This window comes from Pseudomonas sp. QD4 (assembly GCF_049199125.1).
Lineage (GTDB): Bacteria > Pseudomonadota > Gammaproteobacteria > Pseudomonadales > Pseudomonadaceae > Aquipseudomonas.
Map to the genome: position 1 here is coordinate 86,064 of NZ_JBLZOM010000009.1, position 12,186 is coordinate 98,249.

15 protein-coding genes are annotated in these 12,186 nt (G+C 64.0%); 4 read left to right on the forward strand and 11 right to left on the reverse strand.

Going from position 1 to position 12,186, the window contains the following annotated elements:
* Positions 1 to 165 precede the first annotated feature (165 nt).
* From ACOZJV_RS31785 to ACOZJV_RS31800, 4 genes are read right to left on the reverse strand one after another with little or no spacing between them, the layout of a single operon-like run.
* Positions 166 to 1,050, reverse strand: coding sequence for a transporter substrate-binding domain-containing protein (locus tag ACOZJV_RS31785; RefSeq protein WP_078469250.1), 885 nt, complete (start codon positions 1,048 to 1,050; stop codon positions 166 to 168).
* A complete protein-coding gene (locus ACOZJV_RS31790; RefSeq protein WP_201128910.1) occupies positions 1,047 to 1,829 on the reverse strand; it encodes an amino acid ABC transporter ATP-binding protein in 783 nt (260 codons plus the stop codon). The genes ACOZJV_RS31785 and ACOZJV_RS31790 overlap by 4 nt, the downstream gene beginning before the upstream one ends.
* Positions 1,826 to 2,485 carry an amino acid ABC transporter permease gene (locus tag ACOZJV_RS31795; RefSeq protein ID WP_078469248.1) on the reverse strand — a complete coding sequence of 220 codons (660 nt, stop codon included), beginning with the start codon at positions 2,483 to 2,485 and terminating at the stop codon, positions 1,826 to 1,828. Before ACOZJV_RS31795 ends, ACOZJV_RS31790 begins: the two co-directional genes overlap by 4 nt.
* The gene (locus tag ACOZJV_RS31800) at positions 2,466 to 3,131 is read right to left on the reverse strand and encodes an amino acid ABC transporter permease (protein WP_078469247.1); all 666 of its coding nucleotides are present in this window, start codon (positions 3,129 to 3,131) and stop codon (positions 2,466 to 2,468) included. The genes ACOZJV_RS31795 and ACOZJV_RS31800 overlap by 20 nt, the downstream gene beginning before the upstream one ends.
* Before the next feature lie 274 nt (positions 3,132 to 3,405).
* On the opposite strand from ACOZJV_RS31800, the gene ACOZJV_RS31805 reads away from it, so the two are divergent.
* A complete protein-coding gene (locus ACOZJV_RS31805; protein WP_178102911.1) occupies positions 3,406 to 3,555 on the forward strand; it encodes a hypothetical protein in 150 nt (49 codons plus the stop codon).
* A gap of 72 nt (positions 3,556 to 3,627) precedes the next feature.
* Here the strand turns inward: ACOZJV_RS31805 and ACOZJV_RS31810 are convergent, their stop codons facing one another.
* The 7 genes from ACOZJV_RS31810 to ACOZJV_RS31840 form a co-directional block, all read right to left on the reverse strand.
* On the reverse strand, positions 3,628 to 4,410 hold the full coding sequence (locus tag ACOZJV_RS31810) for a MetQ/NlpA family ABC transporter substrate-binding protein (RefSeq protein WP_010464830.1): 783 nt from the start codon (positions 4,408 to 4,410) through the stop codon (positions 3,628 to 3,630).
* Between the two features lie 201 nt (positions 4,411 to 4,611).
* Positions 4,612 to 5,532 (reverse strand): sigma 54-interacting transcriptional regulator, encoded by a 921-nt coding sequence (locus ACOZJV_RS31815; protein WP_078469246.1) that lies wholly within the window; start codon positions 5,530 to 5,532, stop codon positions 4,612 to 4,614.
* Positions 5,533 to 5,589: 57 nt separating this feature from the next.
* Positions 5,590 to 6,171 (reverse strand): alpha/beta hydrolase, encoded by a 582-nt coding sequence (locus ACOZJV_RS31820; RefSeq protein ID WP_078469245.1) that lies wholly within the window; start codon positions 6,169 to 6,171, stop codon positions 5,590 to 5,592.
* Positions 6,172 to 6,524: 353 nt separating this feature from the next.
* On the reverse strand, positions 6,525 to 6,926 hold the full coding sequence (locus ACOZJV_RS31825) for an ExbD/TolR family protein (protein WP_078469244.1): 402 nt from the start codon (positions 6,924 to 6,926) through the stop codon (positions 6,525 to 6,527).
* A 1-nt stretch (position 6,927) separates the two neighbouring features.
* Positions 6,928 to 7,653, reverse strand: a complete 726-nt coding sequence (locus ACOZJV_RS31830; protein ID WP_078469243.1) for a MotA/TolQ/ExbB proton channel family protein — start codon at positions 7,651 to 7,653, stop codon at positions 6,928 to 6,930.
* Between the two features lie 81 nt (positions 7,654 to 7,734).
* Positions 7,735 to 8,550 (reverse strand): energy transducer TonB, encoded by an 816-nt coding sequence (locus ACOZJV_RS31835; RefSeq protein WP_078469242.1) that lies wholly within the window; start codon positions 8,548 to 8,550, stop codon positions 7,735 to 7,737.
* A gap of 282 nt (positions 8,551 to 8,832) precedes the next feature.
* A complete protein-coding gene (locus ACOZJV_RS31840) occupies positions 8,833 to 9,690 on the reverse strand; it encodes a LysR family transcriptional regulator (protein WP_078469241.1) in 858 nt (285 codons plus the stop codon).
* A 107-nt stretch (positions 9,691 to 9,797) separates the two neighbouring features.
* On the opposite strand from ACOZJV_RS31840, the gene ACOZJV_RS31845 reads away from it, so the two are divergent.
* From ACOZJV_RS31845 to ACOZJV_RS31855, 3 genes are read left to right on the forward strand one after another with little or no spacing between them, the layout of a single operon-like run.
* Complete coding sequence (locus ACOZJV_RS31845) at positions 9,798 to 10,460, forward strand: ankyrin repeat domain-containing protein (RefSeq protein WP_421549330.1); 663 nt, start codon at positions 9,798 to 9,800, stop codon at positions 10,458 to 10,460.
* 21 nt (positions 10,461 to 10,481) lie between these two features.
* Entirely contained in the window at positions 10,482 to 10,943 is a 462-nt protein-coding gene (locus ACOZJV_RS31850) for a nucleoside deaminase (RefSeq protein ID WP_421549331.1), read from the forward strand.
* Positions 10,930 to 12,141 carry a CynX/NimT family MFS transporter gene (locus tag ACOZJV_RS31855; protein WP_421549332.1) on the forward strand — a complete coding sequence of 404 codons (1,212 nt, stop codon included), beginning with the start codon at positions 10,930 to 10,932 and terminating at the stop codon, positions 12,139 to 12,141. The genes ACOZJV_RS31850 and ACOZJV_RS31855 overlap by 14 nt, the downstream gene beginning before the upstream one ends.
* Positions 12,142 to 12,186 lie beyond the last annotated feature (45 nt).

The following is a 12,186-nucleotide window of genomic DNA, read 5'->3' on the forward strand; positions in this document are numbered from 1 at the left end:
TATACGCCCGGTGGGGTGTCTGTGGCCTTCGCGCCCCCGCGCCCCCGCGGGGGGGCGCCCGCGCCAACCGGGCGGTGCTGTAGCCGCTGCCGAAGGCTGCGCTGGCCCTTGCAGGCGCCGCAGGGGCACCTGGAAAATCACCGCGCAGCACCGGCTACAGGGTTATTAGCCCTGCCATTTTCCGCCTTCGACGATCACGCTCTCGGGCTTGGTGTCGTCGCTCAGTTCCTTGCGCACATACTGGTCGTAGAGCTTGAGCAGGTATTTCTCTTCGCCCAGCTTGGCCAGTTCGGCGTTGACCCAGTCACGCAGTTCGATGTTGCCTTTCTTCACCGCCGGGGCGATGGGGGCTTCGTCACCGAGTTTTTCTTCCAGCACGCGGTAGCCCGGGTTCTGCTTGGCCCAGCTGAACAGCACCAGGTTGTCCTGGGCATAGGCGTCGCCGCGACCGTTGGCCAGGGCTTGCAGGGACTCGGAGTTTTTCTCGAACTTCAGCAGTTTCCAGTCCGGGTGAGTCTTGGTCAGCCAGATATCGGCGGTGGTGCCGGTGGTGACGATCGTGGTGCGGCTCGCCAGGTCGTCGAGTTTTTTCACCTCACTGCCATTCGGCACCAGCGCCTGCACAGCCACCTTGAGGTTGGGGTTGGTGAACTCCACCGCCTCCTTGCGCTCCGGGGTCACGGTCATGTTGGCCAGGATCAGGTCGACCTTGTCGCTTTGCAGGAATGGAATCCGGCTGGCCGGCTCGACCGCCACGAACTCGACCTTGTTCTCATCACCCAGCAGGTCCTTGGCGAAACGCCGGCCAATGTCGGTATCGAACCCCACATAACGTCCGGCCTCATCGACAAAACCGAACGGCGGCTTGTCGGTGAAGACCCCGACAATCAGCTTGTCGCGAGCCTTGATCTTGTCCAGGTAGCCGGCCGCAGGCGCAGCGCTGGCCGTGCTGGCCGCAGGCTTGGGGGCATCCGTGGATTTATCGCAGCCGGCCAGCAGGGCCAGGCCGAACAACGGCAGTAACAACAGCGAAGACTTGGCAGTTTTCATAAGCGCTCCAGTTCCTTTTCAGGTGCTTTTTTAGGCAGTGTTTCAACGAAGGAGAACTTCTCCAGGAACTGCTGCGCGCGTGCGGTCTGCGGGTTCGTAAAGAAAATCTCGGGAGGGTTCTGTTCGACGATGCGCCCGGCGTCCATAAACACCACGCGGTCGGCCACGGCTCGGGCGAAGGCCATTTCGTGGGTCACGATCAACAGGGTCATGCCGTCCCGGGCCAGGCCCTGGATCACTTGCAGCACTTCCTTGACCATTTCCGGGTCGAGGGCGGCGGTCACTTCATCGAACAACATCACTTGCGGGTTCATGCACAGCGAACGAACGATCGCGATGCGCTGCTGCTGGCCGCCGGAGAGCTGGCGCGGGAAGGCATCACGCTTGTCCAGCAGGCCGACGCGGGCGAGCAAGGCTTCGGCTTGTTCGCGGGCCTCGCGGCGCTCGCGTTTTTGCACCTTGAGCGGGCCGAGCAGAATGTTGTCGAGCACGCTCATGTGCGGGAACAGGTGATAACTCTGGAACACCATGCCGATCTGCTGCCGCACGTCGCGCCAGTCGGTGCCCTTGTCCAGCAGTTCCCGGCCATTGAAAGTCAGGCTGCCGCTGTGGGCCACTTCCAGCCCGTTGAGGCAGCGCAACAGGGTGCTTTTGCCGCAGCCGCTGGGGCCGAGGATCACGATCACTTCACCCGACTCGACCCGCAGGTCGACCTGGTCGAGCACCTGCTGCTCGCCGAAAAACTTGTTGAAACCCCGGAACTCGATCAGTGCGCTCATGCTTGCGTCCAGCGCCGCTCCAGCACGCGGGAAGCGGCCGACAGCGGGTAGCAGATAAAAAAGAAAAACAGAAACAGCGCGCCGTAGATCAACACCGACTCATAGGTGCGCTCGATGATCTGCTGGCCGACCTTGATCACATCCACCACGCCGATCAGCACCGCCAGCGAGCTGGTCTTGATGATCCGCGTGTAGACATTGATGGTCGGCGGCGTCATGCGTTTCAGGGCCTGGGGCAGCAGCACATAAATGAACAGTTGCGGGCCGGACAACCCGATCGACAAGCCCGCCTCACGCTGGCCACGGGGCAGCGAATGCAGGGCGCCGCGCACCACCTCGCCCACTTCGCTGGCGCCCCACAGCGACAGCACCAGTACCGCGCAGGTGAAGCTGGGAATGCTGATGCCGAAAAAGATCGGAAAGCCGAAGAACAGCAGGTACAGCCAGACCAGCACCGGAATCGCCCGGAACAGTTCCAGGTAGACCCGCAGCACGGCGTTCAGCCACTTGCTCGGCAGGTTGCGCAACACGCCATACAACACGCCGCCCAGGGTGCTGAAGGCGATGCTCAAAAAGGAAATCGACAGGGTTTGCAGCGCGCCCTTGCCCAGTTGCGGCAACGACACCCACAGCAACTCAAGACCCGAACTGGCCATGCTGGAGCCTCCTTTCCAGGCGGCTGAGCAGCAGCGACAGGGGCAAGAACAGCAACACGCAAATCAGCGTCAGCACGGCGAGCATTTCGTAGGTCTTGTAGTACAGCGCGATGTAACTCTTGGTGGTGTAGAGAATCTCCGGCACCGCCACCGCCGAGACCACGGTGGTTTCCTTGAGCAGGAAAATGAAATTGGCGAACAGCGACGGCAGGCTGAGGATCCCGGCTTGCGGCAGAATCACGTAGCGCAGCAGTTGCCAATGGGACAGGCCAATGGAGCGCCCCGATTCCAGTTGCGCCTGGGGCACGGCCTCAACACCGGCGCGCAGCACTTCGGTGAGGTAGGCGCCGCCGAGAAAGGTCATGGTGATGATTGCCGCCGCAAACCCGGAAATCTTGATCCCCAGGGCGGGCAAGGCGAAGTACACGAAGAACAGCTGAATCAGCAGCGGCGTATTGCGCGCCAGCTCCACATACAACGCCACCAGGCGCCACAGGTAGGGGGTGCGAAATACCAGGATCGTGGCGTTGATCAAGGCCACCAGCAGCGACGTGCAGATGGCAATCAGGCCGACCTGCAAGGTCACGCCCACGGCTTTGAGAAACGCCGGCAGGGTGCCGAGGATAAAGGCGTAATCGAGAGTCATTGAGAATCCTGAACGCCGCTGGGGTACAGCGGCGGCGGTGCGGTCCATGGGCAGTGGATAACCACCCGGCAAGTACCGACTTTAAAGGTATAAAAACGAGAATTTAAATACCGTTAAAGCATATTGATATCACCCAAAAAACTAACCCGCGAATTTGCCGGGCTGGCGCCGAGGGTCTACCGTTTCCGCCGTGGACGCCGGGGTGTCTTTTGCCCCGGCGCGCCTCAAGGAGACGCAGCCCAGGCTGCCCATCAGCCGCACAAGGACGTTGACCATGGCCGATGCCAACACCCCGCAGCCCCTCGATCCCCACGACCTGCTGAAATGGCTGACCGCCCTGCGCCGGGCGATGCAGGCCGGTTGCCCGACCCTTTCATTTGCCGCGCAGCCGGTGATGGCGACCACGCCTTCCAGCGGGCAATAAAAAACGCCGACGCTGTGGGAGCCGTCGGCGTTTAAACCTTGAAGGGGTTTGCTACTCCATCAGCGTAGTCGATCAGAACGCCGGCAATACGGCGCCGCTGTATTTCTTCTCGATGAACGCTTTGACTTCAGGGCTGGTCAGGGCTTTGGCCAGCTTCTGGATCGCAACGCTGTCCTTGTTGTCCGGACGCGCTACCAGGAAGTTCACGTAGGGCGAATCGGCGCCTTCAATCACCAGCGCGTCCTTGGCTGGGTTCAGGCCAGCTTCCAGCGCGTAGTTGGTGTTGATCATGTCCAGGTCAACCTGATCCAGCACCCGCGGCAGCATGGCGGATTCCAGTTCCTTGAACTTGAAGTTGTGCGGGTTCTTGGCGATGTCTTTTGGCGTGGCCAGGGCGTTTTTCGGGTCCTTGAGCTCGATCAGGCCGGCTTTCTGCAGCAGGATCAGGGCACGGCCGCTGTTGCTGCCTTCGTTAGGGATGGCAATGGTCGCGCCGTCCTTGAGCTCGGCCAGGGTTTTGACTTTCTTCGAGTAGCCGCCGAACGGTTCGACGTGCACGCCGATCACGGTCACCAGATTCGTGCCTTTGCCTTCGTTGAAGCTTTTCAGGTAGGGCAGGGTCTGGAAGTAGTTGGCATCCAGACGCTTCTGGTCAACCTGGACGTTGGGCTGGACATAGTCGGTGAAGACCTTGATTTCCAGGTCCACGCCTTCTTTGGCCAGGGTCGGCTTGATCAGCTCGAGGATCTCGGCGTGGGGCACCGGCGTTGCGGCGACGACCAGTTTCTCGCCAGCCTGAGCCAGGCCCGCGGTCAGAGCTGCCGCCAGTGCGGTGAACAACAGAACCTTTTTCATGCAGTGTCCTTAATGTGTCGTGAACGACGGCTTCAATGAGAGTGCCAGTGAAGTGCTATCGCTGGCGTGGAGCGGAAGATACCGAGATTTTTTATTCCCTAACAATATCTTTTATTCACGTTGTTATTCCATTTCGTTCATACAGCCTGGAAGGCTCAGCGCAGACGCTTGCACGCCTGCAAACCCTGGCAGGCGCCGGCTTTACCGGGGCAGAAGACTCTTCAGCGCCTCGCGATCAGCCGCCGTGCCACGCTCACTGATGCGCTGAACCAACTGCCGCACCTGCTCCAGGGGCGATGGCGCCGCCGGCAGGTTCAGGTGCTCCGGCAGGATCTCGTCGCCACTGCTCACCAGCAGGGCAAAGTGAATGACGTTCTCCAGTTCGCGGGTATTGCCCGGCCAACTGTGCTGCTCCAGTACCTGCTGGGCGGCCTCGCTGATCAGTGGCACCGGCAGGTCCAGGCGCTGGCTGTAAATGCCGAGAAAGTATTCGGCCAGGGATTCGATGTCGCCGACCCGATCCCGCAGCGCCGGCAGGTCCAGTTGGCCTTCGCCGAGGTAGCGGTACAGCCGCTCGTGGAACTTGCCGGCCGCCACTGCCTGGGCCAGGTCGATGCTGGTGGCCGCCACCAGGCGTACATCCACCGGGCTCGGTTGATGGGCGCCCACCCGGGTCACCTCGTGGTTCTCCAGGGCCGCCAGCAGCTTGATCTGGATCGGCAGCGGCAAATCGCCGATCTCGTCCAGGTACAGGGTTCCGCCGTTGGCCGAGCCGAACCAGCCGGCGCGGCTGCTGGCCGATCCGCTGAAACTGCCGCCGGCATAACCGAACAGCTCGGCATCGGCGTAGGTCGGGCTGATGGCGCCGCAGTTGACCGACACAAACAGGCCACCGCGATCACTGGCACGGTGGATGTGTCGGGCCAGCAGCTCCTTGCCGCTGCCGGTTTCACCCCGGATCAGCACCGAGACCGAACGCGGCGCCAGTTGCTCCAGCTCATGACGCAATTGCCGCGAACGCGGATCGACAAACACCAGGGCCTTGGCGCGAATGCTCAGCGGGCTCTTTTCGGCGTCGGGAAAGGTCAGCAGGGGCTGACCGAAAGACTCATGCAAACTCATGGCAGGCTCCCGCCCAAAACCGCCATGGGGCGGGGGCGTTTAACAAAAAGAAAGAATTCAGGCGCGACGCAGGGCGTGCTGTTCCATGCGGTTTTGCAGGCGATACAGGTAAGCGAAACCCTGCTCCCAGCGCAGATGACCGGACTTGACGTTGATATGCCCGGCACCGGACAGAATCCCGGCCTCGGCGCCCCAGTTGCGGGCCAGTTCGAGGGCACGCGGGGCACTCACGGCGCTGTCGTTGTCGGAGCTGACCACCTGGCTCGGGAACGGCAGCAGGTCGGTCGGGATCGGTGAAAAATTACGCAGCGCCGGCGCGCACGCCGGGCGCTCCACATCCGCGGGCGCCACCAGCAGCGCACCACGCACCTGGCGCAGCGCCGCCACCGGCGCATGGGCCGCCCAATGGGCCACGGTGATGCAACCCAGGCTATGGGCAATCAGGATCACCGGCGTGCTGTCGGCAGCAATCGCCTCGGCCAGGGCCGCGACCCAATCTTCACGGCGCGGCGTCAGCCAATCGGCCTGCTCCACCCGCGCACTGTTCGGCAGACTGTTCTGCCAATGGCTTTGCCAATGATCTTCTGGCGATCCTTGCCAGCCCGGCACAATCAGGTAGCGAATTGATTCGTTGCGCATGGGGAACTCTCCTGCTGCGTGTCTGTTCCCGAACGAGTATAGGGAGGAGTTTTATATTCGTTAAGGAATAAGAAGCTATTTATTAAGACCCATAAGGAATATGAGAAATCCAATTCATTGCCCCGGGCGGCGGGGTGGGGAATGGCCAGTAGCCAGGTGGAAGATGGGTGCCGTACAGGGCCAGCGCAGGCTCGGCAGCGGCTACCGGCGTTGTAGCCGCTGCCGCAGGCTACGCTGGCCAGCAGGGACGCCGCGCAGCATCTGCCAGACTCACAACCAAAACCCCCAGGCATAAAAAAAGGCCGCACCCTGCCAAGGAGACGGCCTGAAAAGTCGTGGTGTGTTGCTCGGGTTCAGCGCGCGGTGATCACCGACAGCTTGGTGATGCCCGCACGCTCGATGGAGGCCATGGCTCGCGCCACTTCGCCGTAGTTCACCCCGTCGTCCGCCTGCAGTTGCACGCGCACTTCCGGGTCTTTGGCTTTGGCTGCCTGGAGGTTGAATTCCAGCAGATCGGGCTGGATCTCATCCTTGTTGATGAAGAGTTTGCCGCTGCCATCGATGCTCACCACCAGCGGGTCTTTCTGCTCGACCGGGGCCACGGCCTCGGTCTTGGGCAGGTTGATCGGGATCGCGTTGGTCAGCAGCGGCGCGGTGACGATAAACACCACCAGCAGCACCAGCATCACGTCGACCAGCGGCGTGACGTTGATCTCGCTCAGGACCTCATCGCTGTCTTGGGTGGAAAAGGCCATATCAGGACGCCTCCTTCACTTTCTGTGCGCTGCCCTGGGCCACGGACTTGTGCGCGGCCGGGTGGATCAGCACGCGGAACGAGCTCTTCTGCGCCAGGCTGTAGAAGTCATGGGCGAAGTCGTCGAGGTCGGCGGCGGTCAGTTTCAGGCGGCGCAGGAAGTAGTTGTAGACCAGCACCGCAGGCACCGCGACCGCGATCCCAACGCCGGTGGCGACCAGTGCCGCGCCGATCGGGCCGGCCACGGTTTCCAGGCTGGCGGAGCCGGCGGCACTGATGCCTTTGAGGGCTTCCATGATGCCCCACACGGTGCCGAACAAGCCGATGAAAGGCGAGGTGCTGCCGATACTGGCAACCACGGCCAGGCCGGTTTCCAGGGAGCGGCGCTCACGCACGATCTGCTGGCGCAAGGCACGTTCCAGGCGGTCCTGGTGGTTGATCGCCTGGCTCAGGTCGGTGGCCTGTGGCGCCTCGCCCACCTGGATCGCCGCATAACCGGCCTGGGCCACGCGGGCCGCCGCGCCGGGCTGGGTTTCTGCCAGTTCAGCCGCCGAGTCCAGGCTGGAGGCGGCCCAGAACTGTTTGTGGAACTTGCGATCCTGGGCCTTGAGGCGGGCGAACTGCACGCCCTTGAGCAAAGCCAGGCCCCAGGTGGCGACGGAAAAAACCACCAACAGCCAGATCACCGCGCTTTCGATGGATTCGAGTGGAGATGCCAGTAACGTCATGATGTAGTCCCTCTGTGTAAGCGTTTAGCGCGAATGTTGGAGCCGGCTGGCCGGCGATAGCGGTGTGCGCGGCACACCGGATCAATGAATCTTGAAGTCGATGGGCACGCTGACCCAGCCGTCCTGGGCGACATCACCCTGCTTGGCCGGGACGAAGCTCCAGCGCTTCACCGCGGTCAGCGCCGCATCGTCGAGTTGCTGGCGACCGCTGCTTTTCTGAATCTGGATTTCCCCCGGCTTGCCGCTGGCCAGTACATGCACTCGCAGCAACACCGTGCCTTCCCAACCGCGACGCTGGGCCAGCGACGGGTATTCCGGCGCCGGGTTCTTCAAGTACGCGGCGTTGGCCGAGGCGGGCGTCACGGGGGCCGGAGCCGGTGGCGCGGGCGGTGCCGGAGCGGCAACCGGGGCCGCAGGCTGGGCCGGCGCTGGCGGTTGCTGGACCGGTTTCGGAGCCGGCTTGGGTTCAGGCTTGGGCACCGGTTTCGGCTTGGGTTTGGGCACCGGCTTGGGCGGTGGCGGCTTGACCGCCAATTCGTCCTCTACCGGAGGCGGTGGCTCAACCACGGGCTGCACCGGCTGCGGTGGCGGCGGCTCGACCACCGGCGGTGCCGGGCGTGAAAATTCGATGGTCATCGGCGGAATTTCCGGCGGCACGATCGGCAACACCGGGGTCGGCTTCTGGCTCACCCAGTAGATCACCGCACCGTGCAGCGCCAGGGCGAAGATCCCGAGCAGGATCGCCTCACGCCGGCGCAGCACACCCTTGGGCGTCTTCTGCAGACGCAGTTGGCCCAAGGGCAGGCGGTGCGGCCGGCCGAGGTCGACCAACTCACCGCTCGGTGCCTGGCGCCAAAGCACCTCTTGAGCACTGGCGGCGGTCTGGACATTGCCCATTGATTTACTCCCTACGGTCTTTTGCGAATAACCCGACAGCCGCGCCTTGTTTCCCCCGCGCGGCGGCGTCGAGGGCTGAATGATTGGCGCTTGAGGCTTATCTCTTAAAGTAATCTTTAAGGTTATGAATAGACCGAACAGGAATATAAGAACCGACCACCCTCGGCAAAGCCCCGTGCAGCAAGGGTTTGCGCCCAGGGGCAAAAACTCGATGCTTTACAGGCATGAAAAATATTCGCTAAAGGCATGGTTTTCGCGCGCCAGAATGACGCGCCAAGCCCTTCAGGGCTGCAACTGGTGGCTCTCGCACAGGTCCCGCAACTGGCTTTGCAGGGCCTTGCCGGCGCGACTCAGGCCGCTGTTGCCATACAGCGCCAGGCGCACGCCCTGGATATTCGGCAAGCCGCTGGCCGCTTCCAGAACCCGATGCCCGGCGCCCACCACCCGTACCGGCAGCAGGCTGATGCCAAGACCGGCGGCCACCGCCGCACAGACACTGGCCAGGCTCGCGCTGGAATAACCAATGCGCCAACGCCAACCGCCCGCTTCCAGGTGCTGGAGCATTTCCTGGCGATACAAACCGCCCACCGGAAACGCCACCAGCGGCAACGGGTCGCGACCAAACGCCGGGCTGGCGAGGCTGTCGACCCAGCACAAAGGCTCCGGCCACGAGGCCAGGCAGTCGTCGCTGTGGCCCATCTGCTTGACCAGCAACAGGTCGAACTCGCCGCGCTGGTATTGCCGGCGCAACTCGGGGCCCAGGCCGCTGGTCACCTCCAGGCGCACCCCCGGATAGTCGCGGCCAAAGCTCGACAACAGCGGCATCAGGCGTTCGGCGGCGAAATCCTCGGGCACCCCGAGGCGCAACACGCCCTCGCTTTGTTGATGGATCAAGACATCGGCGGCTTCCGCATGCAGGGCCAGGATGCGCCGGGCGTAGGCCAGCAGCCGCTCACCTTCGGCAGTCGCCACCACCCGGCGCTGGTCACGGTCGAGTAGCTGGCAACCCAGGCCCTCCTCCAGCCGCCGTACTTGCTGGCTGACGGTGGACTGGGTCAGGTGCAGGCGTTCGGCAGCGCGGGTGAAGTTCTGGCAATCGGCAACCGCGACAAAACTGCGCAACAACACGGGATCGAACATGGCCCAACCATTCCTGATGCCACTGCTTGGCATGGTTATATTTAATTTCAGAATACCTTGGGCGCTGACCATACTCCCCCCTCTATTGACCTTCAACGGAGGTTCACATGGCACTCAAGGTATCGCTCAAGCGCGGCATCCTGGCGGGCGGCCTGTTGCTGGCCGGGTATGCCCAGGGCAACGACCAGGCCCTGCTCGACGCGGTGCGCAGCGGGCAACTGCACGCTGTGCAGGACCTGCTCGAGCAAGGCGTGAACGTCAACGCCCGGGCACTGGACGGCAGCAATGCGCTGCTGCTGGCGACCCAGGCCAACCAGATCGACATCGCCCGGGCCCTGATCGCGGCCGGGGCCGACGTGAACCAGAAAAACCTGATCCAGGACAGCGCCTACCTGTTGGCCGGCGCCAGTGGCCGCAATGAAATCCTGCAACTGACCCTGGCCCACGGCGCCGACCTGCAGAGCACCAACCGCTACGGCGGTACCGCCCTGATCCCGGCCTGCGAGCGCGGGCATGCCGCCACCGTGGCCTTGCTGATCAAGGCCGGGACCGACCTCAACCACGTCAACCGCCTGGGCTGGACCTGCCTGATCGAAGCCATCGTGCTGGCCGACGGCGGGCCGGCGCACCAGGACATCGTCGCGCAATTGATCGCCGCCGGCGCCGACCTTGACCTGCCGGACCGCTCCGGCATCCGCCCGTTGCGCCTGGCCGAACAACGGGGCCAGAGCGCTATCGTCAAACTGCTGCGCGACGCCGGCGCATCGTGAAACCGCACAAGGAATCGAACCATGAATAACGATCAGCACTACCTGCAACGCGCCGTCGAACTGGCTCGGCGCAACGTCGAACAAGGCGGCCGGCCGTTCGGCGCGGTGCTGGTGCGCGACGGCCAGGTACTGGCAGAAACGGTGAACCGGATCCACCTCGACCAGGACCCCACCGCCCACGCCGAACTCCTGGCCATCCGCAGCGCCAGCCGCCAGCTCGGCCCGCGTCTGGAGGGATGCGTGATCTACGCCAGCGGCCAGCCCTGCCCTATGTGCCTGAGCGCCATGTACCTGTGCGGGGTATCGCGGGCGGTGTTCGCGGCGGCCAACGAGCAGGCCGAAGCGTTTGGCCTGTCCACCGCCGCCCTCTACGCCGAACTGGCCCTGCCCTTGAGTGAGCAGCGCCTGCCCGTCGAGCACCTGCCACAGGCCGCGATGGCCGGTATTTATCAGGACTGGAAAGCGCGCCATGACCCTCAGTAAACCGCGCCTGAACCAACTGGGCGGCTGGGCGCTGCTGGTCGCCCTGGGCCTGAACCTGCGGCCGATCCTCAGCTCCATCAGCCCGCTGCTGGGCGAGATCCGCGCAGCCACCGGCATGAGCTTCCAGAGCAGCGCCTGGCTCACCAGCCTGCCGGTGATTTGCATGGGCCTGGTGGCGCTGCTCGGGGTCCGCCTCGAAGCACGCCTGGGGGAACGTCGAGGGGTCGCGCTGGGATTGATGCTGATTCTGCTGGCATGCCTGGCCCGGCTGTTGATCGGTCAGGCGCCGGCGCTCCTGGCCACCGCGCTGTTGGGCGGAGCCGGCGTGGCCTTGATCCAGGCCCTGGTGCCGGCGCTGATCAAGCGCCAGTTCCAGCAGCGGGTGGCCCTGGCCATGGGCGTGTATTCGGCGTCGCTGATGGGTGGCGGCGGCCTGGCGGCCCTGCTCAGCCCGGTGGTGGCCGGGCACTTTGCCCATTGGCAGGCCGGACTCGGCGTGTGGTTGCTGCCGGCCATGGCCGCGTTGCTGCTGTGGTTGTGCGTACCCCTGGGCGCCGCGCGCAATCCGCAGTTGGCGGCCAGCGCCAGCCGCCTCTGGGGCAACCGTCGAGCCTGGCTGCTGGCGCTGTATTTCGGCCTGATCAACTGCGGCTACATGAGCATGGTGGCCTGGCTTCCGGCCTACTACCTGCAACAAGGCTGGAGCGCCACCCAAAGCGGTTCGCTGCTGGCGTTCATGACGATCTTCCAGGTGCTCGCCGCGCTGTTGATGCCGGCTCTGGCCCAACGCAGCAGCGACCGTCGCCCTCTGTTGGGCATCAGCCTCAGCGCCCAGGCCGTGGGCTACGTCGGCTTGGTGCTGTGGCCGCAGCAGGCGCCACAGGTGTGGGTGGCCCTGATCGGCTTCGGCCTGGGGGCGTGTTTTGCCCTGAGCCTGATCCTCACCCTCGATCACCGCCGCGACCCGCGCGCCGCCGGGCAACTGGCGGCCTTCGTCCAGGGCGTGGGCTTTTTGATCAACGCCGTCTCGCCGTGGATGACCGGCTGGCTGCGGGAGCTGACCGGCAGCTTCGTCAGCGCCTGGTGGGTGCTGACCGCCACCGTGCTCGGCATGTTGCTGCTGACCCGAGTCTTCAGCCCGGCGAGCTACCGGGAGCCGCAGCAGGCACCGGCACCGGCACTGCACGCCGTGCGCTGACTCAATCAGGCGCGAGGCTTTCCCAAGTCCCCGCGCCCCGCCTAC